Origin of the sequence: Rothia sp. HMSC065B04, from assembly GCF_001812285.1 — a bacterium.
GTDB classification, from domain to species: Bacteria; Actinomycetota; Actinomycetes; order Actinomycetales; family Micrococcaceae; genus Rothia; species Rothia mucilaginosa.
Genome location: NZ_KV808408.1, coordinates 224443 through 248735, shown reverse-complemented (window position 1 = coordinate 248735; position 24293 = coordinate 224443). Strand labels below are relative to the sequence as shown.

Genomic DNA, 24293 nt, shown 5'->3' with positions numbered 1-24293 from the left:
TCTTTTGATTGCATTTGAAGAAAATATAGGGTGTTCCATAGGTGATTTCGACTCACCATTTTCACCCTAATGAACCTTGAAGTCTCACGTACCACTTTATAGTTCCCTCAAGTTCTCCTTCATGCCTCTCCCCCGCTTCTCAACACCCCACGGGCACCTTCATGTATGCCTTCTCTACACGCCGAGAACACAGAGAAACACCCCGCCCGCATCCAGATAGGGATGCGGGCGGGGCTACCAAAGTCAAGGCCTCACTAAGGCTCAATCGTCACGGCACACCGCAAGCTCAGCTCTCCTTACGAATCACCTTGAACTGGCTCGGCTGCGCCACCGGGCGAATCGTAATGCGGTCAAGGTTCACGTGGTGCGGAACGTTCAACGCAAAGGTCACGGTCTGCGCCACGTCCTCTGCGGTCAGCGGCTTCTCAACACCCGCATAGACGCGCTCGGCGGCTTCCTTGGAACCCAGACGATTTAGGGAGAACTCCTCGGTGTGCACCATGCCCGGGCAAATCTCAATCACGCGAACGTTATGTTCCGCTTCTTCCAGGCGGAGCGCCTCGGTCAGGCCGCGAGCGCCGAACTTCGCCGCGTTGTATCCGGCGCCGCCCTCGTAGCCGTGCTCGGCAGCGGTGGAGGTCAGGTTCAGGATCGTGCCGTGACCGTTCAGGCGCAACGCCTCCGCGAAGGCACGCACCATGTGCAGAATACCGAGCACATTCATCTGGTACATCTTCAAATAATCGGTAGGCTTGCCGTCGGCAACCTTATCCACGCCAATAGCACCACCGGCAATATTGACCAGGGCGTCAATGGTGCCCTGCTCCTCCAGGATCTGCTCGGCAATAAAGCGGACGGAATGCTCATCGGTCACGTCGCAGGTCACCGGGTGAGCGCCGGTTTCCGCGTAGAGAGTGTAGAGGCGGTCGGTGCGGCGAGCCAGAGCGTACACCGTCCACCCGGTGGCAACCAGCTGATGCACGGTAGCTCGACCAATTCCGCTGGACGCGCCGGTCACCACGGCAACTTTGCCGACGCCGGTCGTGGGAAGAAAAGGAGATGCAGGAATGTGGGTGTTCTCAGTCATACTTTAATCCTAGTAGAGTGATGCCCGCGGGTGCTCTGTTCGAGCAGACTCGCGGGCATATATTTTGAAATTTTCGATAGTGAGATAGATGCCGACAATGCCACCATTCAGGACGAACGGTACAGGCGCTGTCACACCTACTACTTGCGGCGGCGCGGCAGACCCCAGCGGCTCCTGCCGCCGTCACGGAATCCGAGGCGGTGCTCAAAGTACACGGGCGAGCTACTACCGGTCTTCACGGTGTCCGGGGGAACCGTACCCTCGCGTGCAGACATGAGATAGAGAATCGCGGCACCGGGCATGAACGCAATCAGAGGCAGTACGAAACGCATACGCGCCTCACCGTAACCGCTACGCACCGTCAAATGCCAGACGCACAACGCAACCAGCACCAGGTGCAGTATCAGCAGAACGGTTTCAGACGTGCCCAAACCAAAAATACTCAGAGAACTCATTGGCAACTCCTCAAAGGTCGTGTATCTTCAGTCTACGCCGCGCCCGCTCTGCTGAGAAGGATTCGTGGGCATTGATACTGCAGATTTTCGCGCATACACTGCAGGTAATCAGGGGCAGCAATATTAGGGGGTCTCTCCCCCATTACCGTTTCCACCGAGTTTGTCACTGAATCGCCGATTACTCCTCATATTGGGAACCTCCACATGACAGCAATACCGCACCAGCGCATCACCTCTCTTAAAGAGCAGCGCCAAGCACTCCAGCAGCGGGCGCGCACTATCCGTGCCGCCACCGGAACCCCCTATAGTTCTGAGGTGCATCTGCTGCTCGGGCAGAGCTACCTCGACCCCGCTTCCTGGCGGGAACTCACCGCCTCCGGCGGGGTACGCGCCGCAGTACGCAGGGCACAATTTGTGCGCCGGTACCGGCACCTCCTGGCACGTCTAGAAGCCGCAATCGAGCAGTACGAACAGGCAAGCACAGCGCAGAATTCCCCTGGAGCTGAGAGAATGCCGTGAATATGAGAAAATAGCCGTTATGGCTGAAAACATTTTGGGCTCAGACTCGCCCGTACAGATTAACGTTCCCGACCGCCCCGCCCTCGAAGGCCTCGAAGAGAAGCTCTCGCAGCGCTGGGCCGACGAGAAGACCTACGCATTCGACGAGAACACCACTCGCGAACAGGTCTACTCCATTGACACCCCGCCGCCGACCGCATCCGGCTCCCTGCACGTGGGTCACATGTTCTCCTACACCCAGACCGACGTCATTGCACGCTACCAGCGCATGACCGGCAAGAACGTGTTCTACCCCCTCGGCTGGGATGACAACGGCCTGCCCACCGAACGCCGCGTTCAGAACTACTACGGCGTTCTCTGCGACCCCTCCGTGGCAGACAACGACTCCTTCCGCGACCTGATCACCTGGAAGGCAGACGGCACCCCCAAGCCCGACCGCAGCCAGGCAAAGTGGCCGCGCATCTCCCGCAACAACTTCATTGAACTCTGTGAAGAGCTCGCGGTTGAAGACGAGAAGGTCTTCGAAAACCTCTTCACCACCCTGGGTCTGTCCGTTGACTGGTCGCGCACCTACCGCACCATCGACGCGCACTCCCGCAAGGTCTCCCAGCTCGCCTTCCTGAAGGACCTGGAAGCAGGCAACGCCTACATGGCAGAAGCACCGACCATGTGGGACGTCACCTTCCGCACCGCAGTGGCACAGGCTGAGCTGGAAGATAAGGAACGCCCCGGCGCGTACCACCGCATCAGCTTCCACCGCCCCAACGGCGAGAAGGTCTGGATTGAGACCACCCGCCCCGAGCTGCTTCCCTCCTGTGTGGCTCTCGTGGCGCACCCCGACGACGAGCGTTACAAGCCGCTGTTCGGCACCACCGTCACCTCCCCGCTGTTCGGCGTTGAGGTCGAAATTAAGGCGCACCCGCTGGCACAGCCCGACAAGGGTGCCGGTATCGCCATGATTTGTACCTTCGGTGACACCACCGACGTTACTTGGTGGCGTGAGCTGCAGCTGGACACCCGCGCCCTCATCGGTCGCGACGGCCGCTTCTCCCGCGAAACCCCCGAGTGGATCACCTCCGCCGAGGGCCGCGAGCGCTACGAACGCATGGCGGGCACCACCGTCTTCACCGCACAGAAGACCGTCGTGGAAATGCTGGTTGAGGCCGGCGAAATGGACGGCGACCCCAAGCCGATTACCCACCCCGTGAAGTTCTACGAGAAGGGCGACAAGCCCCTCGAAATCGTTGCTTCCCGCCAGTGGTACATCCGCAACGGTGGCCGTGACGCTGCACGCCGCGAGAAGCTCATCGAGCGCGGCCGCGAAATCAACTGGTACCCCTCCTTCATGCGTAGCCGCTACGAGAACTGGGTTGAGGGCCTGAACGGCGACTGGCTGATTTCTCGCCAGCGCTTCTTCGGCGTTCCCTTCCCCGTCTGGTACCCGCTGGACGCTGAGGGCGAGCCGGACTACGAGAACCCGATTCTGCCTTCTGAGGACATGTTGCCGGTTGATCCCGCATCGCAGGCTGCTCCCGGTTACACCGAGGATCAGCGCGGCGTAGCGGGCGGCTTCATCGCCGACCCGGACGTTCTGGACACCTGGGCTACCTCCTCCCTGACCCCGCAGATTGCGACCGGTTGGGGTGTGGACCCGGACCTGCACGCGAAGACCTTCCCCATGGATCTGCGCCCGCAGGGTCACGACATTATCCGTACCTGGCTGTTCTCTACCGCTGTTCGCGCGGAGACCCTGGCTTCCTCCGTGCCGTGGTACAACACCGCACTCTCCGGCTGGATTCTGGACCCGGACCGCAAGAAGATGTCCAAGTCCAAGGGCAACGTTGTGGTCCCGAACGAGGTTCTGGAGAAGTACGGTTCGGACGCTGTGCGCTACTGGGCTGCTTCCGCTCGCCTGGGTGCTGACACTGCCTACGACGAAGGCCAGATGAAGATTGGCCGCCGCCTTGCGATTAAGCTGCTGAACGCATCCAAGTTCGTGCTGAACCTGGGCGCTACCGAGAAGTCTGTCATTACTTCTCAGGCTCAGGGTCGCGTGCTCATCAACGCCCTGGACCGTTCCCTGCTGGCTCGCCTGGCGTACCTGATTGAAGAGGCAACCGCTGCGTTCGAGAAGTACGAGTACGCTCGTGCTCTGCAGATTTGCGAGAGCTTCTTCTGGTCCTTCACCGACGACTTCGTCGAGCTGATTAAGGACCGTGCGTACGGTGCTCGCGGCGAAGAGGAGCAGGCTTCTGTTCTGGCTGCGCTGGCAACCACCCTGGATGCCCTACTGCGTCTGTTCGCTCCCTTCCTGCCGTTCGTGACCGAAGAGATTTGGTCCTGGTGGCGTGCAGGTAGCGTGCACCGCGCCGAGTGGCCGCAGGCACTGCCCATCCTGGAAGGCACCCTGCTGGCTGAGTACTCCGCTCAGAACCCGACCGCCGGCATTTCGGCTCAGTGGGTCCTGGCGGACGCTGACCCGGCTCAGATTGAGTCGCTGAAGCAGATTCTGCCGGATGTTGCTGAGGCTCTGGGTGGTCTGCGTAAGGCTAAGAGCGACGCGAAGGTTAAGCAGCGCACCGAGGTTGAGTCCGCAACTATTGCGGCTCCCCAGGCTCAGCTGGATCGCATTGCTGCTGGCATGGCTGATCTGAAGGCTGCCGGTAACGCTCGTGAGCTGTCCCTGGTGGCGGCTGAGGGCGAGCTGGAGGTTCGCGATGTGGTGCTCGTTGTGGAAGAAGCAGCTGAGTAATTTCGCCTAATTTTGAGCGTTGTTCGCTTAAATTTATGACGCTACTTGAGCGTTGAGGACGGGGCGGTACCGGTTGACGGTACCGCCCCGTTTTCTGTGCCTACTGTTCGTTGTAGCTCGCCGGGTGTGAGGCCCCAGCGGCTGACCTCTACGGCTCTGACTATAGGATTTGTCCAAGCTGCGCCCGTGGATGCCTGCTCCAGCCCTCTGAGAATCTTCGCTAGCGGTTCCCCCAACGATATGGGTTTAGCCTGCTAATCTGTGGGGATTCTATGGAATTTCCAACCCCTTTTTATATTCATCAATGTGCAAAGAGCATAATCAACCTTATGAGATTGACTGTCACTTTATGTATGATTGTTGATGCGAGGGTTTTACCATCAGGAACAACCCTCTATTCAACTTCAGCAACAGACAAATCACCGGTACGAGTAACGACATACCCCGACCAACCGCACGACAATAAACCACCCGTCAGGCGTAGCGATGCGTCCTGGCTCTGACCCGCGCCAAAGTAGGCGCACCCATAATTACTATGAATTCACATTCTTCATCTTCCGGATTACCGCAAGAGCCTCAGGCGAGGCAGAGCTCAACCCCGAGCACGCCGCCAGGAGCGCAAACCAACATTTCCCCCAATCAGCTTCAGCACTATCACACGAGCCTGAACGAGTACATCAGCCAGGCACGTGAACATGCCCAGGCGCTGCGTGCCAGCTACACCAACGAAGTGTATGAACTCTGGCTTCAGCATATTTCCACCAGCGCCGCCACCGATGAGGCGAGCATCGTCTCCGGTTCGTTGACCGCTCAGCAGCTTGAGGAACTGACCCGCAAGTGGGTGCGCCTCATGCGTGAAAGCCGCGATATGCTGCACCACGAAAGCTCCATTGCCGCCGCACGCGCCGCTGTGGAGGCTAAGCCCCTCCCCGAGTAGGGTCACCCTTTATTTCTTTCGCGCGGCAACGCCAGCACTCCGCGTTGGTACCGCGTTTTCCGCGGCGGGGCGATCGAGCCAAGCGATTAAGCCCTGCTCGGAATGCGTACTTCACATAACCTGCCCCTTGCTATAGTTATGGATATTCAAAGACCCTAACTATGTTGCAGAAAGGGCGGGAATGTCCCACCAAAAACGCGTCCTACGGCCTATACGTAGCGATGTTGCTCCCCCAGTTACCTCCCCACCGGTCTACCGTGGTGATATTGACGCGCGCGGCACGGCGCAAGACCTCGTCCCGCGCAGCTTGTGGGTCGATTTCTGGGACACTCTCTTCTTTATCTTTGCCGGCATCGCGGCCCTCGTGCTGACCTTCATGATTCTGGCGAATACGGTCGGCCATTCTTTCTGGGGTTTCCCCATTGCCTTCATTTTCTGGGCGGTCACCGCGTACCTGACGCTACCGCGTTTTCACGCGATCATGACCCGCATCTACGTGCCCGACTACTTTATTGGGCGCACCCGCACCCCGGACGGTCTGCTCGGCGACCCGGTCAATATCGGTCTGATTGGTACCGAGGAGCAGATTCACCAGGTCATGCAGGACGCAGGCTGGACCCGCGCTGACAACGTCACCCTCGTCTCTTCCTGGAAGATTATTCTCTCCACCATCACCCGCCGCTCCTACGCGGAGGCGCCCGTCTCCCCGCTGAAAATTTTTGGTAAGACGCAGGCTTTCGCCTACCAGAAGGAAGTGGACGGCAACCCCGAGAAGCGCCACCACGTGCGCTTCTGGAAAACCCCGGACGGCTGGCTTCTGCCGGGCGGTCACCAGGTGGATTGGTTGGCGGCGGGCACGTACGACTCCGGTGTGGGTTTCAGTTTCTTCACTCTGCAGGTCACGCACCGCATTGACGCTGAAACCGACTTTGAACGCGACTACATTGTGGAGTCCATTCAGTACGCCCACCCGGAAACTCACGTTGAGATTCTGCACGATTTTTCCTCCGGCTACCATGCCCGTAACGGCGGCGGTGACGCGATCCGCACGGACGGCGCGCTCCCGGTCATCGTGCTGAACAATGAGGGCCTGGAGCCGCAGGAGCAGGAAGAAATTCACCTCTCCAGTGCGCACGACCTGGCGTACCGCATGCCGCTGAGCCTGCTGGTTGGTTCGGGTATGCTCATCGCTGTGACCCTCGCCGACATTGTCAACAGTGTCATTTTGGCGCTCAGCCGCCCGGCACTTCGCGCCAAGCTGTTGGAGGAAGGTTCCGGCAACGACATTGAGCTGCTGGACCTCTTCGATCAGGTGGATAGCAACGTGCTACTCACCATTACCGGCACCGTGCTGGTGGGTTTTGTAGCAATTTATTCGGCGGTGCACCTGTTCCTGCTGTGGAGTACGTTGCGCGGCTCGTCGAAGGCTCGTCGCCTGGCTCTGCTGTTGACAGCGTTGAACTTCGCGGCGATTACCGGTGGTGTGCTGTGGGGCCATCAGTCCCTGCCGCTGTCCACGATTTTCTTCCAGCTGGGCGTTGCGGTGTTTGCGATGTTGGCGTTCACCTCGGACGCGGCGGTCCAGTACACGGCAACCCGCACCTTCCATATGCGTGATACGAAGATTGTGCAGCGGGCAACGCACCCGAAGGTTCTGGAGCACAGGGCTCAGCGCAAGGCTCAGAAAGCGCTGAAAGCGCAGAAGATGCACAATGCACAGAAGGCGCACAATGCGCAGAAGGCGCACAAGGCTACCTCTGCAAGTAGCGCTCACCGCGCGTAGATCGTACGTTTCAGCGCAACATAGTGAATAGAAAAGTACCGCCCGGTCAGTACATGACCGGGCGGTACTTTTTTGCTCTGCAGCCGCAGACTCTACCGAGCCTGCGGGCATGCAGGATTCTCAGCACATTGCAGGCTTCTTAGGCTTCGCCCTTTTCGCCGTGGAAAATCGGGCCCACGTTACGGGGGCGCTTGAGCTCAAAGAAGCCGGGGTAGGAAGCCAGCGCCAGGGCGCCGTCAAAGAGCTTACCAGCCTCTTCACCGGCGGGGCTCGGGGAGATGACCGGGCCGAAGAAAGCGGTGCCGTTAATGGAAATCAGCGGAACACCCACATCGGTGCCGCCCACGGTCTCCAGTGCCAGGTCCAGGGAGGCGCGCATCTGCTCATCGTACTGGTCGGTGAAGGCGACATCCACCAGCTCAGCCGGCAGGTTGACCTCCTCCAGCGCCTTGACGATTGCGTCGCGGTAGGAATCAGCCTTGTTCTTGTTGTGGTGAATCTGCTCGCCCAGAGCGTCATAGAGGGGCTTGATGACCTCATTGCCGTGCAGCTCACGCACAGCGGTAATGAGGCGGGTCGGCGCCCAGGACCGGTCCATCATTGCCTGGTAGTCGGCGGGCAGGTCGCGGCCCTGGTTGTGCATGGACAGGGAGAAGGGACGCCAGGTCACCTCAACATTACGGACCTTCTGCACCTCGCCAATCCAGCGGGAGGTAATCCAGCACCAGGGGCAGATCGGGTCGAACCAGAAATCAATCTGTGCGGGTGCGTTCTCAGTCATGAGTGTTCCTCTCTCATACGGTTGCGCCAGCCGCTTCTATGAGCCGGCGCTTATTCTTCGGTACACGCTCATCAGGACATGCCAGCGAGAGCAGTACCTGCTAGTGAGCCGTCACCCCGTATAACCGGGGCGACGGCTTCTTTATTCCCTAGCCTGTCGGCTGGAAGTATTCGGTTATGCCGCCTGACGGTCCGCTTCCTTCAGGGAGGCAGCCTTCGCCTCCCCCTTCACGGTGCGGGTGGTCTCGGTTTCGGGGTCGGGTGCCTGCAACACGTAGCGGGGTTCCGCGCCGTTGAGCACGGTGTCCTCACCGATAACGATGGACACCACATCGGTGCGGTCCGGGATGTCGAACATAATCGGCTGCAGAATCTGCTCCATCATGGCGCGCAGGCCGCGGGCACCGGTGCCGCGTTCGGCGGCGAGGCGGGCAATAGCCGCGACCGCAGCGTCGTCGAGGACCAGGTCCACGCCGTCCAGGGCGAAGAGGTGACGGTACTGCTTGAGCAGCGCGTTCTTCGGTTCCGTCAGCACGCGAGCCAGCTCTTCTTCGTTGAGCTCGCTCAGGGTCGAGATGACCGGCAGGCGGCCAATCAGCTCGGGGATAATGCCGTAGTGCGCCAGGTCCTCGGGCATAATTTGGTCGAGCGGGTTCTTCACGGAGCCACCCAGCTCAGCACCGAAACCGATACCGCCGGCACCCACGCGGGCTGCGATGCGGTCGTCGATATTGTCGAAGGCGCCAGCCACGATGAAGAGAATGTTCGAGGTATCAATCTCAATATTCGCGTGTGCCGGGTGCTTGCGTCCGCCCTCCGGCGGTACGGTCGCCACGGTGCCCTCAATAATCTTCAGCAGCGCCTGCTGCACGCCCTCACCGGACACGTCACGGGTGATGGAGAGGTTCTCGCCGCCCTTGCGGGCAATCTTGTCGATCTCGTCAATGTAGATGATGCCGCGCTGAGCCTTAGCAATATCACCGTCAGCGGCATTGATGAGGCGCAGCAGAATGTTCTCCACGTCATCACCCACGTAGCCCGCCTCGGTGAGGGTGGTTGCGTCGACCAGGGCGAAGGGCACATCCAGCTTCTTCGCCAGGGTTGCCGCCAGGTAGGTTTTACCGCAGCCGGTCGGTCCGAGCATCAGAATATTCGACTTGCCCAGCTCCACCTGCTCCCCCGCGGTCGCCGAAAGAATGCGGGAGGTCAGCACCGGGTTATCAATATCGTGGATGCGCTTGTAATGGTTGTACACCGCCACCGCCAGGGTGCGCTTCGCCGCGTCCTGACCGATGACGTAGTCGTTGAGGTAGCTGTAAATTTCGCGCGGAGTAGCCAGCTGAGATGCAGGCGCCGCCGCGGAGGATTTCACCTTCAGACGCTCTTCAGCGAGGATCTCTTCGCACAGCTCCACGCATTCGTCGCAGATGGAAACATTCGGGCCGAGCACAATCTTGAAAACCTGCGCGCGAGTCTTCTTGCAGAAGGAGCATCGCATGCTGGCGTTGGGCTGTTCGGGAGGCACAATGATGTCTGTGGCCACGAAGATTCCCTTTCGATCGGCGTGGTGAAATCGGTGCAGAAGGGTCAGTGACCTGATGTCTGCGGTGATTCCTCAGGAGGGGCACCGGCGGGTGGTGGGCGCCGTGGTTTGAGTGAGAAACCGGTATGAAATACTCGAATTTTCTCCTTCTCTAAGGCTACCGGAGTTCACCCCGGAACTCAGAATTACGCACCGCAAATGAACGGACTTACCGGGCATATGACAAAGCGCGTCTTTTATGACGGCGGCGGGGCTGATACTCCGGCATATGACGGTAGGCATGTGACGCTAAAGCCCGGCAAGAAAGCGCAGGTCAACGCCACATATCAGCCTGCCTTGCCGTACCCCTGGCGGGCGCAAAAAGGGCGGCACCGCACCGCGCACCAGCCCGAAGGCTCGCACACGGAGCGATGCCGCCCCTCCCCCGAAAAACGCTCGGGGATATTCCTCAAAACTAAAGTTTAGGTGTGGGAAATAGCGGTGTTGGTCGCAGGCTTACGCAGCTTACGAGACTCCAGCACCTTATCGACCAGGCCGTACTCCAGGGCAGCAGCCGCAGTCAGAATGTTGTCACGCTCAATGGAACGGTCAACTTCCTCGTAGGTCTTGCCCGAGTGCAGTGCCAGGGTCTGCGCAGTCCACTCACGCATACGCATAACCTCGTTCGCGTGAATCTCAATGTCAGATGCCTGACCGCCCTGCTGGCCGCTCAGTGCGGGCTGGTGAATCAGCACGCGAGCGTTCGGCAGCGCCAGACGCTTGCCGGGGGTACCGGCAGCCAGCAGAACCGCCGCAGCGGATGCCGCCTGGCCCAGGCACACGGTCTGAATCTCGGGGCGGATGAACTGCATGGTGTCGTAGATGGCGGTCATTGCGGTGAAGGAGCCGCCGGGCGAGTTAATGTACAGGGTGATGTCACGCTCGGGGTCCTGTGCCTCCAGAACCAGCAGCTGAGCCATGATGTCGTCAGCGGATGCGTCGTCCACCTGGGTGCCCAGGAAGATGATGCGGTCCTCGAACAGCTTTGCGTACGGGTCCTGACGCTTGTAACCGTAGGGGGTGCGCTCCTCGAAGCTGGGGAGCACGTAGCGGTTGCTCGGCATAGCCGGCGCCGAGGTGGTGATATCGTTCGGCAGGTAGTTCATGTGCATCTCCCTTATGCGTTCTTCGATTCGGGCAGCTTACCGGCGGTGGTGGCAATGTGGTCGAAGAAGCCGTATTCCAGGCCTTCTTCCGCGTTGAACCAGTTGTCGCGGTCGTTATCCTTCAGGATGGTCTCGAGGCTCTTGCCGGTGCGCTCAGCGGTGATCTCTGCCAGGCGCTTCTTCATGTCCAGAATCAGCTCAGCCTGAGTGCGGATATCCGATGCGGTACCGCCAATACCGCCGAGGGGCTGGTGCATGAGGATGCGGGCGTTCGGGGTTGCGTAGCGCTTGCCGATGGTGCCTGCGGTGAGCAGGAACTGACCCATGGATGCTGCCATACCGGTCACCACGGTCACCACGTCGTTCGGGATGAGCTGCATGGTGTCGTAGATAGCCATGCCGGCGGTGACGGAGCCGCCGGGAGAGTTGATGTACAGGTAGATGTCTGCCTCGGGGTCTTCAGCCGAGAGCAGCAGCATCTGGGAGCAGATGAGGTTGGCGTTGGAGTCGCGCACCTCGGAACCGAGCCAGATAATGCGCTCCTTCAGGAGGCTGTTGTAGACGTAATCTTCCTGGGCACCAACGATGGGGGTTGCCATAGACGGCGCGGGCGCCACGCCGGCTGCCTGGGAGGCGCCGATGGGCAGAGGCATGTAGCTGGACATTCTTCCTCTTCTTCTCTAATGGGTCTTCGCTGCATCTTTGCGCGATTTACGCGCCGGAGCGCACGCGAAAAGTTTCGTTGCTACTACCTTACCGATAGTTGCTCTCCCCCGCTTCCCTTCGGGTTGTTCGTTCGCCAGGGGGTGAAGCCGAGGCGATAACCTCGGTACGGAATAACTTGAGAACGGAATAGTTTGGGGTAAAAAGAGCCTCAGCGGGCACCCAACCGGTAATTCGGTGGATGCCCGCTGAGGCTACACGTTTCAAGCAATCAGCTCACGCCCTCTAGCGGGGTGGCTTCTTGCAGACCGTGGCGGGGATTTAGGCAGCTGCCTCTTCGCCCTCGCCCAGGTACTTGGACAGATCAACAACGTTGCCCTTGGTGTCCTTGACCACTGCGGTCTTCAGCACTGCTGCCAGAGCCTTGGAGCGGCGAACCTCGCCGACCAGTGCGCCAGCCTGGCCGGAGCCGTCCAGCATCTGTGCGAACTGGTTGGGGTCCATGCCGTACTGGGAGCTCATGGTGATGATGTAGTTAATCATCTCAGCCTGGTCGACGGTCACTTCTTCCTTGTCCGCAACAGCGTCGAGAACCATCTCGTTCTTGAATGCGGTCTCGGTGTTCTCGCGAACCTCGGCGCGGTGCTCCTCGGTGTCGTGGCCTGCTTCAGCGTTGGGGTTGTTGAAGTGCTGCTCGAGCTGATCCTCGATAACCTTCTCGGGGACGGGGATCTCAACGAGCTCAACGAGCTTTGCGAGGACCTTGTCGCGTGCCTGGGTGCCCTGCTCGGCAACCTTAGCTTCTGCAACCTGCTTCTTGATGTCTTCCTTCAGCTCGTCGATGGTGTCGAACTCGGAAGCCAGCTGTGCGAACTCGTCGTCAGCGGCGGGCAGCTCGCGCTCCTTGACTGCGGTGAGCTTGACCTTGATGGTTGCCTGCTCGCCTGCGTGCTCGCCACCGGAGAGCTTGGTCTCGAAGGTTGCGTCCTCGCCAGCGGACAGGCCGGTCAGAGCCTCGTCGATGCCGTCGAGCATGGTGCCGGAACCAATCTGGTAGGACAGGTCGTTTGCTGCGTCTACCTGCTCGCCGTCGATTTCTGCGGCGATGTCGATGGTCACGAAGTCCTCGTCAGCTGCGGGGCGCTCAACGGTCTTCAGGGTGCCGAAGCGCTCACGCAGAGCGTCCAGTGCCTGAACCTCGTCCTCAGCGGTGACCTCTACCTCGTCAACCTCAACCTCGAGGCCCTCGTAGTTGGGCAGCTCGATTTCGGGGCGGACGGTGACGGTGATGGTCAGCTTGACGTCTGCCTCACGGTTCTCGGTGGAGGGCTGGGACTGAACGTCCAGCTCGGGCTGTGCCAGGGGGGAGAGTTCGTTCTCGCCCAGTGCCTGTGCGTAGTAGTCGTTCAGAGCGTCGTTCAGGGATGCCTCGACGATGTAGTCGAAGCCCGCACGCTGCTCGATGAGCTGCTTGGGCAGCTTACCCTTGCGGAAGCCGGGAACGCTGATCTGACCCGAGAGGTTCTTGTAGGTGCGGTCCAGGTAGGGCTTGAATTCTGCGAAGGGAACCTCGACCTCAATCTTTGCGAGGGTCGGGTTGAGCTTCTCGACGGCGGTCTTCACGTCCGTGATCTCCTCATATAGTTTCGGTGCGGCACGAATCGTGTGTGCCGCGGTTGCTTAGTGGAAAGAGCGCCACGACCTTGTAGCGTCGCGGCAACCGTTTCACGTCGGGGCGACAGGATTCGAACCTGCGATCTCCTGCTCCCAAAGCAGGCGCGTTAGCCAAGCTACGCCACGCCCCGTGAAACCGACCGTGTTGCGCACTTGCGTGTTTAACACAGTCAGTGCCCTAGTTTACCTGTTTTCCCGCTAAATGCCCAACACAGCGGCTCGTGCACGGTTTATTTCCACTGAGCGCGTACTCCCCTAATAAGGATGCGCAGACCGGCACAAAAAGAGGAGGCGAGCGCCCACAAGAACAGGCAAAGGCCACCACGCAAAACCGCGCCAACACGCCCAAGAGTTTGACAGCACAGATGGAACCTCGCTACTATGGTCAAGTTCCATTCCGGGGATGTAGCTTAATGGTAAAGCCTCAGTCTTCCAAACTGATTACGCGGGTTCGATTCCCGTCATCCCCTCGCACAATCCCCTCGACGTTGTCGGGGGGATTTTTTGTGCTCGGGGATGCCGGGAATCGCTTCCGGGCGAAAATGTATTCCCTCGCGCGCTCGGGATTTTCGCCCTCCAGCCCGTCATCCCCTCGAGAACTATCCTGAACGAATCGTGGGAACCGCTTCCACATGCGGATTTGTTTCCTCGCGCGCTCGGAATCCGCACGCTCCAGCTCGTCATCCCCTCCACAAATCCCGCTCAAGGTTGCCGGGAATCGCTTACGTCTAAAAGTTCCGAAAGCTTTCGAAACTTTTAGACTCCAGCCCGTCATCCCCAACAATATAGAGCCCCCACACACTTACCTCGCCCCAAAAAACTTCACTCCAGCAGAATAATCGGAGACAAATACGAATATTTGCATCAATGCGGATTATATACCGTAAAATATGGTACACTTATTCGAAGGTATTCTATTTCAGATAGGAAAATCCAGTGACCTTGAAGATTAATGAAAAAGCTTTGGAAAAGCTCGTACAGCAACAGATTGCTGCAACGACTCAGAAGTATCAGCATGAGTTTGACCGCATCGCCTCAACTATGAAGGGCAAACCGGTGGAGTTGATCCTGCCGGAACTGCAGAAGTTTGTGAAGCAACAGGGTGGAAATGTTGATAGTGCACAGCTGAAGGAGTGGGCTCAGTGCCTCTCTAAGGGCGAGAAATTCATCTTCACTTCATAAGCCCTCACAAAATCAGAGCAGTAGAGCTAAGCGAGGAGCCCCAATTTATTATCGAGGACTCCTCGCTTTTCTCGTATCCACAGCCGTGAGTTAGAGCCGGATACCACTACTTCTGGCAGCCGGGGCACCAGTAGAGTTTGCGGCCGGCGATTTCCTCCATGCGGATGGTCGTTCCGCAGCGGCGGCAGGGCTCGCCGTGGTGCATGTACACGTAGTTCGCGTGGTCGGGCCACGCTTCGGTTTCGGGCACGCCGGGGCGGTCTTCGGGCTCGGTGGTGATGATGCGCCCCACGCGCACGCCGATGACCAGCAGGTGCTTATTGTCCTCCCAGAGTCGCTCCAGTTCCTCGTCGCTGAGGCTCTTGCCGGGGCGTAGCGGGTCAATTTCCTGGCGGTACAGCGATTCGGCGCGGAAGATATTGCCCACGCCGGAGATTGCCGCCTGGTCCATCAGAATCACGCCAATCGGGCGGGAGCTCTTACGTGCGGCGCGGTAGAACTGTTCGGGGTCGGCATCCGGGTTGAGCGGGTCGGGGCCGAGCTTGGAGCGGACGGTGCGCACCTCCTCCGGAGTGAGGGTGCGGCAGATAGTCGGGCCCACCAGGTCCGCCCAGCCGTGCTCCGAAACAATACGGCAACGCACCGTACTCTTCCGTTCGGGAGGACCGGCGTAGGGTTCCCCCTCCCCCGCCGCGTATTCTTTTTCGCCGATCTTGCGGGGCGCGCCAATGCTCGAAGCACCCGTGAACGTCTCATCCCCACCGAAGCTCCAGTTACCGTAAATACCCAGGTGCACGTTCAGGGTCAGGTCGTTCTCGAAGGTCACGAACAGGTGCTTACCGTGCGCGTACGCCCCGGTGATGGTGTGCCCATCCAGCAGGGCGGCACCCTCGGCGTAGCGGCCCTGCGGGGAGGAAACCTGCACGCGCTCGCCGGTGAAGACGTCACTGATTTGGCGGGCAATACGGTGGATGGAGTGGCCTTCGGGCACGGGTTCTCCTCGAAAACTTGTCGGCTAGAAATAGTGCGGATTATATGGGGTGCAAAGACGACTGAGGCGCATAGCCTGCACTATGCGCCTCAGATTTTAGAGCTTAGGCAGCGTCAATCTGCTTGCCGGCAATGTCGCCGGTCTGCTCGTACTCAGCCAGCTGACCGATACGGCGTGCGTGACGCTCCTCGTTGGTCCAGGGGGTAGCCAGGAAGACCTTGATGATTTCCAGTGCTTCTTCCTTGCTGTGCTGGCGGCCGCCCACAGCAACGACCTGTGCATTGTTGTGCTCGCGAGCCAGTGCCGCGGTGTCGTGGTTCCACGCCAGAGCCGCGCGGATACCCTCAACCTTGTTCGCAGCCATCTGCTCGCCGTTGCCGCTACCGCCCAGCACAATACCCAGGGAGTCCAGGCCAGCCTCGCGGTCACGCTTCACGCCAAGGGCTGCATTAATGCAGAACGAGGGGTAGTCGTCCAGCGGGTCATAGTCGGCGGGGCCGTGGTCAATCATTTCGTAGCCCGCAGCGGTGAGGGACTCGATTAGGTAGTGGCTCAGTTCGAGGCCAGCGTGGTCGGTTGCGATGTGTACGCGCATGGTACTCTCCTGGTGATTTTGTCTTGGTGTGACGTGCGTTTGTGCGTTCGTGGGAGGCGCCGGTTCTCAGTTCTGAGCGCCGTTGCTAGAGTGCGCCGCGCATCCATCAGGTGGGATACGCTTCCCCGTTTGGGTTTTTTCTGTCTTAACTGTATCGAATTCGCGCGGGTTCGGGTAATGCGAAGCCTTCTATACCCCCACCTATACGGTAGACTGTGGGATATGGCACTTTTTGGTGTCCCGATTCGCCGCGCCCAAGCTTGAAGGCCTCCAGCGCTACGTATGCAGCGTCGCAGGAGCCGCGCACCTCGGGAACCAGCGCACCATGACAGGGCGTGTCAACACGGCACGCTATTCACATCTAAGGAGAGGGAGCTGTATGCCCGGCCTGAACCTAACCCGCAATGAGGCAATCGAACGCGCATCCATTATTAAGCGCGTGCACTCGTACCGTATTGAACTCGACCTTCCGAAGGACAAAGACGTCTTCTCCTCGAAGGTTGAAATTCGCTTCGACGCTCAGGAAGGTGCCTCCACCTTCATTGACGCCATCACCTCCTCGGTCAAGTCCATTAACCTCAACGGCGAAGAGCTGAGCACCGACCTGGCGGACGGCGAGCGCATCCAGCTGCCGAACCTTGCTGCTGAGAACACCCTGGTCATTGACGCAGAGATGTTCTACACCAACACCGGTGAGGGTCTGCACCGTTTCGTGGACCCCGCCGACGGCGAAGTGTACCTGTACTCCCAGTTTGAAGTGCCGGACTCCCGCCGCGTGTTCCCCGTCTTTGAGCAGCCCGACCTGAAGGCTGAATTCGAGTTTATTGTGCGCGTTCCCTCGCACTGGGTGGTTGTGTCTAACCAGCCCGAGGTGAAGGTTGAGGAGAAGGAGTGCGGTTGCGGCCGTGCGAAGACCTGGTTCTTCAAGCCGACCCCGCGCATGTCTTCGTACATTACCGCGATTGTGGCTGGCCCCTACGAGAAGGTCACCAGCGAGCTGACTAACTCTGAAGGTCGAGTGATTCCGCTGGGCGTGTACGCTCGTAAGTCCCTCATGCCGTTTGTGGATGCTGAGGACATGTTTGAGCTGACCCGTCAGGGCTTCGAGTTCTACGAGGAGCAGTTCAAGACCCCGTACCCGTTCGAGAAGTACGATCAGCTGTTCGTGCCCGAGTTCAACGCCGGTGCGATGGAGAACGCTGGCTGCGTAACCTACCTGGAGACTTACGTCTTCCGCTCCAAGGTTGCGGAGGCTCTGCGTGAGCGCCGCGCTATCACCGTTCTGCACGAGCTGGCTCACATGTGGTTCGGTGACCTGGTCACCATGAAGTGGTGGAACGACCTGTGGCTGAACGAGTCCTTCGCTGAGTTCATGTCGACCCTGGCTGCTGCGGAGAACACCCGCTACGCGAAGGAGGCGTGGGCCACCTTCGCCGCGTCGGAGAAGACCTGGGCGTACCGTCAGGATCAGCTGTCTTCGACTCACCCGATTGTGGCTGAGATCCGTGACCTTGCCGATGTTCAGGTGAACTTCGACGGCATTACGTACGCGAAGGGCGCTTCGGTGCTGCGTCAGATGGTGGCGTGGGTTGGCCAGGAGAACTTCATGGCTGCTCTGAAGGTGTACTTCGATAAGCACAGCTGGGGCAACACCGTTCTTGACGACCTGCTGGTTGAGCTGGAGCGCACCTCCGGCCGTGACGTGCGTGCGTGGAGCGCTAAGTGGCTTGAGACCGCTGGTGTGAACACTCTCGCCGTTGAGATTGAGAACGACGAGGCTGGCAACATTTCGAACCTGGGTATCCGCCAGTCCTACGCTGAGGGCTTCGAGACCCTGCGCCCGCACCGTGCCGTAATTGGTTTCTACAACCTGGTGGACGGCAAGCTGACCCGCACCGACCGCATCGAGCTGGACATTGACGGCGAGCTGACCGTGGTTGAGGAGGCTCTCGGTAAGAAGCGCCCCGACCTGCTGCTGCTGAACGATGAGGACCTGGCGTACGCCAAGATTCGCCTGGACGAGCGTTCCATCGAGACCGCTATCAAGCACCTGGGCGACATTGATTCGTCCGTGGCTCGCGGCGTGGTCTGGGGTTCGCTCTGGGATACCGTGCGTGACGCTCAGATGCCGGCACGTAAGTACGTTGACCTGGTGCTGAACAACATCGGTAAGGAGACCAACTCCACCGCTCTGCGCACCCAGATCAACAACCTGTCCGCTACTCTGCACTCCTTCGTAGCTCCTGAAGCTCGCGAGGAGACCCGCCACCGTGCCGCTGACCGTCTGTGGGAGCTGGCATGCGTTGCAGAGCCCGACTCGGATGCTCAGCTGCAGCTGCTGCAGGCGTTCATCAACCAGACCCGCACCGAGGAGCAGTACGACAACGTGCAGCGCCTCTTCGAGGGTGAGCTGACCCTTGAGGGACTGGACATTGACGCTGACCTGCGTTGGAACCTGGTGTGCCGCCTGGCTACCGGTGGCCGTTTCTCCGCCGAGCAGATTGCTGCGGAGCTGGAGAACGACAACACCGCAAACGGTCAGCAGTACGCCGCTCAGGCATACGCGTCGATTCCGACCGCGGAGGCTAAGGCTGAGTACTGGAACAAGATCATGGTGACCGGCGAGCTGTCGAACATGATTCAGCGTTACGCTATTTCCGGTTTCAAGTCCGGCAAGCCCGAGCTGATTGCCCAGTACGATGAGCCGTACTTCGAGCAGATTGAGGGTATTTGGCGTTCGCGTTCGCACGAGATTTCCATGCAGATTATTGGTGGCATGTACCCGAGCGAGCCGACCGCTGAGCTGCTGGAGCGTACCGAGGCGTACCTGGCATCTCTGCCTGAGGATGCTGCGGCTCTGTACCGTCAGATTGCGGAGGCACGCGACGGCGTGGCTCGTGCGCTGAAGGTTCAGGCGGCTGACATTTAACAATGCTTGTGAGCTGAGGCGGGTTCGCCACCTGCTCTCATGGGTTTTTGCTCATAGGTTTTTATTCGTCCCCTTCTACCCCGATTCGGGGTGGGAGGGGACGTTTCTATATGGGGGTTTATGCCGGTTCTATTTTGAGTTGTGCCCCAAGTTGCACACCGGTTTGCGCACCGAGTCTAATTCTTGTCACTGCGGTGCATATTTTTTGGTATTTTCATTTGAATATCCCTCAAAAGCTCTCTACTTGGGGTTGCGCCTATCGTATACTGTTGTGCATGCCTTCTATCAAGTCTCCTATCGCGAAAGTTTCTCTGACCGGCACAATCCTTGCTGTGGTTGCCGCCGGTTCCTTTGGCATGTACTCCGCAGGAGGCTTCACCGCACCCGGTAGCACCGCCGCTACCGCTGCTACGGGCGCCGAGCCTACCCAGTCGGCGCAGGAAAGCCCCAGCGAGTCCCCCTCCCCCGAGCCGACTCCGGAACCGACCACCCCGGCGCAGAAGATGGAACGCACCGCGCAGAACGCCTTCGGCAAGGAGGGCGCGCAGGCAACCGGTGAGATTCAGGCGCCGTTCCCCACCTCCGCTGATGCCGCCGACATGCTGGTTCAGCAGTTCAAGGGTGGCGTGGTCATGTACACCCCCAAGTACGGTCCGGTTGCGGTGGAATCCGGCGTCTACGAGCACTGGTGGAAGCAGCGCGGGTACAGCGACTTTGCCGGTTGGGAGGGTCTGCCGGTGAGCTGGCGATCCAAGAAGGGCGTTCTGTACACCAAGTTTGAGAAGGCTGAACTCTACTGGGATAAGGCGAACGGTCTGCCGCGTAACACCAATGTTCTTGGCGCTAAGGATGCCCTGGTGATTGGTGACTCGCAGGTGACCGCAACCTCCTGGGTTGGTTTGGGTCTGAAGCAGGCAGGTTTCGTCCCGTACCTGTTCCGTTGCGGCGGCATCGGTTTTGTGACTGCCCGCGAGGGTGTGTGCCCCTCCTACTATCAGGGTGTGATGGGTGGCCGTTGGGCTCTGCCGAGCGGTAACCCCGGCGTGATTTACCTGGACGCCTCCGGCAATGACATTTACATTCACGAGGATGAGACGAAGGCGCGCGAGCACGTGAACGCTCACCAGACTCAGGTCATTGAGCAGCTGCGACGTATGTACCCGTCGTCGAAGATTGTGTTCGGTGGTGTGGTGTCTATGGATGAGGCGTCTGCACCGGATAAGCAGGTGGCGCATAAGCGTCACGTGGCAAACGAGGTGGCAAGGCAGGGTGCCCGCGAGACCGGCGTGCTGTTCATGGACACCTCGGGCTGGCAGAGCCTCTACCTGGCTGAGGGTGACATGGCTGATGGCGTGCATCTGAAGGAGAAGGCGCACCATAAGCTGGCGGGCCCCTTTGCGACTCGTCTGCGTGAACTGCTCGGCACCGCGTAAACTAACTGTGTAATCAGCCGAGTACATCAGCTTCGATCAACGTATAGAGCATCAAGAATGAGGCGCCGGGAGGATTGAATCCTTCCGGCGCCTCATCCGTTTGAGTGGGTTACCCACCGCAGCTCTCAAGTTAGTGTGCGGGTTTTATGCCGCGACGTTTGCCTGGCGTTCCTTCGCCTCAGCCTTCTGGTGTGCGAGCACGCCCTCCGCAAGGCGACGCTTCTGACGCTCACGAGCGGCTTCCTTCTCACGCTGCTCGGCAGCCCAGGCGACCGGGTCAATGTCGATCGACTCGTAGTGCCATTCGCCAATGTAGTCGCGAATCGGGGCGACCCAGGTGACGGGAATGCCGCGGCGCAGGTACACCTCGTGGTCGGTGTCTTCAAAAGCGTGGATAATGCGGTTGCCGTCAGCAATCAGGGACTCAATGACGGAGTCCTTCCATGCGGGGCTGTTGGAGCCGTCGTTGCCGGGCTTAGCGAACACGTGCTTGGGTTCCAGACCTGCGCGGGCGATGAACTGGTTCAATTCCTTCATGTAGGTGCCATCGCGGCCGGTAATTACTACGACCTCTGCGCCGGTGTCTGCCGCGATTTCGCGAACACGGTCGGCAATTTCAACATTGACCGTGGCGTTGCGGATGGCCTTGAAGAATCGGCGGTTGCTTGCGAAGAAACCGGTCAGGTACTTGTCCATCTGATCTCGGTTGCTGGCAAGGGTACCGTCAATGTCGACTGCAATCAGATCCATATAGGTCTCACTTTCGATCCGTACGGGAAGAATGCGCCTGGTGAGGGCGCGGCGGAAGAGTTCCCGTGCGGTGTGGCTGGTAATCGGTGTGTCAAAGACGCCCCGGTGAAAGGGCGTAGTCTCTCTAGAATACCCTATTTTCGTAAAGTAATGCCCTATCGAATGTCATTATTACAACTACCCCGTTGATGTCATACGGCATAGAAAAACCGCTGGTGGCGCAGGCAAAGAGCCCACACCACCAGCGTAAAAAGTCTAGAAATATCTCGAGGAAAGTTAGAGTAGCGAACCGGAACCGCGGCGCACCAGCACCATACCGGCGGGCGCCACAATGCGCAGCCACTCCTCCGAACCAACATGCGCAGCGAACAGCGGCAGATCGCCCGTGAAGCCTTCCGGGATGAAACCAAACACGCGCAGGGCGAATGCCGCGCCGGTCGGCACAAGCACGGTATCGAACTCAGGTAGGTACTCCAGCACCATATCGGAGGACCAAATACGCGAGCGCACCGTAGAAAGCACAGCAGCGCCGGGGTTCTCGGGCAGGGCGCGTTCTACCGCCTCCAGGCCTTCTGCGGTGGCGCGGTGGAACTCTTCAACCGGGACGGTACCAACCTCGTACCAGCCGCTGAGCGGGGCTGACTTGCCAGCCCAGCTGGCGTTGACGGTCACCGGCGGCATGAACAGCACCAGCTGCGGGTTCTCTTCGTTACCCTGTTCTTCTGCCTGCTTCTGCAGACGCGCCAGACGGTCCAGCAGCGCCTGCGCCTGTACGGTCATGTCCAGGGTGGAGTCAGCCAGCAGGTGCAGGGCACGCAGACCCATAATGACCGGGGTGTCCGAGGAGGCGTCCTCCGGCTCCAGGGAACAGGCGAATACCGCCACCACGTGGCCGCGCGCGGTCAGGCGGATAGCGGCGTCCGGGTTCACCGCCAGGGCGCGAGAAATGTAGGTGGCAAGGTCCTTCACCACTGCGGCACCCTGCGCGCCGCCGGGCAGAATCAGGAAGGGTTCCTCCACGCCTTCGTGGGGGTTGTACTTGAGTTCAATGGGTGCCGCCGCGTTCGGTGCGCTGTTCTGGTCGGGAGCGTTGTCCTGTGCGGTGTCAGGGGTGGTGTCAGACGGCGTAGTCATTTCTGCTCCTTTTCGGCGTTGGCCTGCTCGGTGGCAAGTTGGTGGGTGATATCGTGCGATGGTGTGTTAGGGGAACGTTCCGGATTGTTCATCCAGATCGATAATCCGGGCCGTTGTTCCTAGTCAATGTTCCGAATCAACCTGTCGTGGTTGTCTCAGAGTATGCTCTCCCACTCTACGCCAGAAACCGGTTCATTGAAAACGTGCGAGAATAAAACCATGACCAAGCCCACTGTGACCCAAAACCTCATGCGGATGCTGGACCTCTCCCCCGTGGAGGCGGCGCCCGCTTCCTTCGGTAGTGATGAAGTGTCTACCGGCGTGACGCTCACCCGCGAGCAGCCGCGTACTTTCGGTGGTCAGGTTCTTGCCCAGTCGATTATTGCCGCCGACCGCACGGTGGAGGGCAAGTACATCCACTCGATTCACGCCTATTTTCTGCGTCCCGGCGATATTGAGCGTGAACTGTTCTTTGCCGCTCAGCGTCTGAATGATAGCCGTTCCTTCTCGACCCGCCGCGTGCAGGTGTTCCAGGATGAGGCGCCCATGTTCTCTGCAATTATGTCTTTCCAGGCGGATAGCCGCGGCCCGGAGCACACCGCGGTCACCATGCCGGAGGTTCCGGACCCCGAGTCCCTTCCGAAGGTCAGCGATTATCTGGGCCAGCTCCCCCACCCCATTGCACAGGCGGTAGCGTGGGAACGTCCGATTGATATGCGCCACGTGGATGCGCCCCTGTACACTCAGCCGGATGCCTCCTCGACACAGCCGCGTGCCTGCGTGTGGTTCAAGACCTTTGACCGCCTGGTGCATGCTGATGGTTCTGAGGCGTCGGAGGCGGAGCACCGCGCCGCTATCGCCTACGCTTCGGATTACCTGCCGCTGGAGCCTGCTCTGCGTCGTCACGGCAAGTTCTGGCTGGAACCGGGCCTCAAGAGCGCCTCGCTGGATCACGCGATGTGGTTCCACCGCCCGGCGCGCGCCGACGAGTGGCTGCTGTACGTGCTGGATTCCCCGAGCGCGCAGGGCGGCAGGATGCTCGCGCAGGGTTCGATTTTCAATCGTTCCGGTGAGCTGGTGGCGACCGTGGCGCAGGAAATGATGTTCCGCCTGCCGGAATATCGATAAAGCAGAGCACCGCTAGGACTACCGGAAGGCGTCAGGCGAACCTGGCAGAGCATACAGAAAGACCGTGTGAGGTGGTTGTCTCACACGGTCTTTCTTATGTTCTAGTGTACGGTCTAGAAGCCGTTTGGAAGCTCTTATTTAGCTTCGCCGTCAATCACACCGTCCGGGGAAATGTGCACGGTGCTCTTGGTGCGGCGGGAAACAAAGAAGTCACCCACGAATACCAGACCGGTCACCAGAAGACCCAGTGCTGCCATCCATACTGCCGCCACGCCGTAGATTATCGGGAACAGCACCACGAGCAAGCCCAGAATAAGGGTACCAATAGCAGAGAGCTGCAGGTGGCGTCCGGCGGCGTAGCTCAGGTATTTCACGCCCTGGGCAGTCATCAGACGAATCAGCGCCCACATAATCATCCACGTACCCACAATGGTCGGGATGAAGGTTGCCTGTGCACCCACCGAGGCAGTCAGCAGAATCAGGCCAGCCACCACGGTCAAGATGCCGTCAACCAGGTCCCAGCCGGTACGTGCCTGCTTTGGCGTGCCGAAGTAACGTACCAGTTCAAACACGCCACCAAGCCACACCGAAATGGAGAACACATAACCCAGAACTACCAGCGGAATAGCGGGATTGGCGAACATGTAGATTGCCGCTGCAATCAGCAACAGACCGGTAACCAAGGACATCCAGTTATATTTTGAAAGCATAATGCTCTTCTCTTCGTAATCACATGTGTCAGTTGTACTTACGCACATACCCATTATAAACCGTAAATATGAAGTCCGCCACGATATATCGGTCGCCACTGAG

Annotated in this window: 19 protein-coding genes and 2 tRNA genes; 8 read left to right on the top strand and 13 right to left on the bottom strand. The window is 59.5% G+C overall.

All coding sequences use genetic code 11. The annotated features are described in order from the left end of the window. Positions 1–286: 286 nt before the first annotated feature. A complete protein-coding gene (locus HMPREF2845_RS04405; protein WP_070633980.1) occupies positions 287–1087 on the bottom strand; it encodes an SDR family oxidoreductase in 801 nt (266 codons plus the stop codon). A 140-nt stretch (positions 1088–1227) separates the two neighbouring features. Continuing rightward, positions 1228–1542, bottom strand: coding sequence for a hypothetical protein (locus HMPREF2845_RS04400; RefSeq protein WP_049342077.1), 315 nt, complete (start codon positions 1540–1542; stop codon positions 1228–1230). A gap of 538 nt (positions 1543–2080) precedes the next feature. Here HMPREF2845_RS04400 and valS point away from each other — a divergent pair. The 3 genes from valS to HMPREF2845_RS04380 all read left to right on the top strand — a co-directional run bounded on the left by valS (position 2081) and on the right by HMPREF2845_RS04380 (position 7533). Beyond that, positions 2081–4813 (top strand): valine--tRNA ligase, encoded by a 2733-nt coding sequence (valS, locus tag HMPREF2845_RS04390; protein ID WP_070633978.1) that lies wholly within the window; start codon positions 2081–2083, stop codon positions 4811–4813. Positions 4814–5543: 730 nt separating this feature from the next. After that, positions 5544–5750: a hypothetical protein gene (locus tag HMPREF2845_RS09345; protein WP_070633977.1), complete on the top strand. Its 207-nt coding sequence runs from the start codon at positions 5544–5546 to the stop codon at positions 5748–5750. A gap of 181 nt (positions 5751–5931) precedes the next feature. Further along, complete coding sequence (locus HMPREF2845_RS04380; RefSeq protein WP_070633976.1) at positions 5932–7533, top strand: LssY C-terminal domain-containing protein; 1602 nt, start codon at positions 5932–5934, stop codon at positions 7531–7533. 139 nt (positions 7534–7672) lie between these two features. Here HMPREF2845_RS04380 and HMPREF2845_RS04375 read toward each other — a convergent pair whose 3' ends face one another. From HMPREF2845_RS04375 to HMPREF2845_RS04350, 6 genes are all read right to left on the bottom strand, one after another. Continuing rightward, positions 7673–8314, bottom strand: coding sequence for a DsbA family oxidoreductase (locus HMPREF2845_RS04375; RefSeq protein ID WP_070615900.1), 642 nt, complete (start codon positions 8312–8314; stop codon positions 7673–7675). A 174-nt stretch (positions 8315–8488) separates the two neighbouring features. Beyond that, entirely contained in the window at positions 8489–9811 is a 1323-nt protein-coding gene (gene clpX, locus HMPREF2845_RS04370) for an ATP-dependent Clp protease ATP-binding subunit ClpX (RefSeq protein WP_210394530.1), read from the bottom strand. Positions 9812–10317: 506 nt separating this feature from the next. Beyond that, a complete protein-coding gene (locus HMPREF2845_RS04365) occupies positions 10318–11007 on the bottom strand; it encodes an ATP-dependent Clp protease proteolytic subunit (protein ID WP_012903382.1) in 690 nt (229 codons plus the stop codon). Positions 11008–11012: 5 nt separating this feature from the next. Continuing rightward, the gene (locus tag HMPREF2845_RS04360) at positions 11013–11666 is read right to left on the bottom strand and encodes an ATP-dependent Clp protease proteolytic subunit (protein ID WP_005505718.1); all 654 of its coding nucleotides are present in this window, start codon (positions 11664–11666) and stop codon (positions 11013–11015) included. A gap of 319 nt (positions 11667–11985) precedes the next feature. Next, entirely contained in the window at positions 11986–13287 is a 1302-nt protein-coding gene (gene tig, locus HMPREF2845_RS04355; RefSeq protein WP_012903380.1) for a trigger factor, read from the bottom strand. Positions 13288–13394: 107 nt separating this feature from the next. Further along, positions 13395–13469 (bottom strand) — tRNA-Pro (locus HMPREF2845_RS04350). 268 nt (positions 13470–13737) lie between these two features. Here HMPREF2845_RS04350 and HMPREF2845_RS04345 point away from each other — a divergent pair. Then, a tRNA-Gly gene (locus HMPREF2845_RS04345) sits at positions 13738–13808 on the top strand. A gap of 466 nt (positions 13809–14274) precedes the next feature. Next, positions 14275–14520, top strand: coding sequence for a hypothetical protein (locus HMPREF2845_RS04340; protein ID WP_083308734.1), 246 nt, complete (start codon positions 14275–14277; stop codon positions 14518–14520). A gap of 106 nt (positions 14521–14626) precedes the next feature. Here the strand turns inward: HMPREF2845_RS04340 and HMPREF2845_RS04335 are convergent, their stop codons facing one another. Further along, positions 14627–15511, bottom strand: a complete 885-nt coding sequence (locus HMPREF2845_RS04335) for an Fpg/Nei family DNA glycosylase (RefSeq protein ID WP_070633974.1) — start codon at positions 15509–15511, stop codon at positions 14627–14629. Between the two features lie 103 nt (positions 15512–15614). Then, on the bottom strand, positions 15615–16106 hold the full coding sequence (locus HMPREF2845_RS04330) for a ribose-5-phosphate isomerase (RefSeq protein ID WP_070605377.1): 492 nt from the start codon (positions 16104–16106) through the stop codon (positions 15615–15617). Between the two features lie 379 nt (positions 16107–16485). On the opposite strand from HMPREF2845_RS04330, the gene pepN reads away from it, so the two are divergent. Both pepN and HMPREF2845_RS04320 read left to right on the top strand, forming a co-directional pair. Further along, on the top strand, positions 16486–19035 hold the full coding sequence (gene pepN / locus HMPREF2845_RS04325) for an aminopeptidase N (protein WP_049345623.1): 2550 nt from the start codon (positions 16486–16488) through the stop codon (positions 19033–19035). A 275-nt stretch (positions 19036–19310) separates the two neighbouring features. Beyond that, complete coding sequence (locus HMPREF2845_RS04320; protein ID WP_239664191.1) at positions 19311–20468, top strand: SGNH/GDSL hydrolase family protein; 1158 nt, start codon at positions 19311–19313, stop codon at positions 20466–20468. A 144-nt stretch (positions 20469–20612) separates the two neighbouring features. On the opposite strand, the gene HMPREF2845_RS04315 is transcribed toward HMPREF2845_RS04320, so the two are convergent. Both HMPREF2845_RS04315 and HMPREF2845_RS04310 read right to left on the bottom strand, forming a co-directional pair. Then, complete coding sequence (locus HMPREF2845_RS04315; protein ID WP_005508133.1) at positions 20613–21218, bottom strand: phosphatase domain-containing protein; 606 nt, start codon at positions 21216–21218, stop codon at positions 20613–20615. A 276-nt stretch (positions 21219–21494) separates the two neighbouring features. Further along, positions 21495–22352, bottom strand: a complete 858-nt coding sequence (locus tag HMPREF2845_RS04310) for a DUF8185 domain-containing protein (RefSeq protein WP_070633973.1) — start codon at positions 22350–22352, stop codon at positions 21495–21497. A 219-nt stretch (positions 22353–22571) separates the two neighbouring features. Here HMPREF2845_RS04310 and HMPREF2845_RS04305 point away from each other — a divergent pair, with 219 nt between their 5' ends. After that, positions 22572–23480 (top strand): acyl-CoA thioesterase, encoded by a 909-nt coding sequence (locus HMPREF2845_RS04305; protein WP_049352423.1) that lies wholly within the window; start codon positions 22572–22574, stop codon positions 23478–23480. A 134-nt stretch (positions 23481–23614) separates the two neighbouring features. On the opposite strand, the gene HMPREF2845_RS04300 is transcribed toward HMPREF2845_RS04305, so the two are convergent. Then, positions 23615–24190: an HdeD family acid-resistance protein gene (locus HMPREF2845_RS04300; RefSeq protein ID WP_135007788.1), complete on the bottom strand. Its 576-nt coding sequence runs from the start codon at positions 24188–24190 to the stop codon at positions 23615–23617. Between the last annotated feature and the right edge of the window lie 103 nt (positions 24191–24293).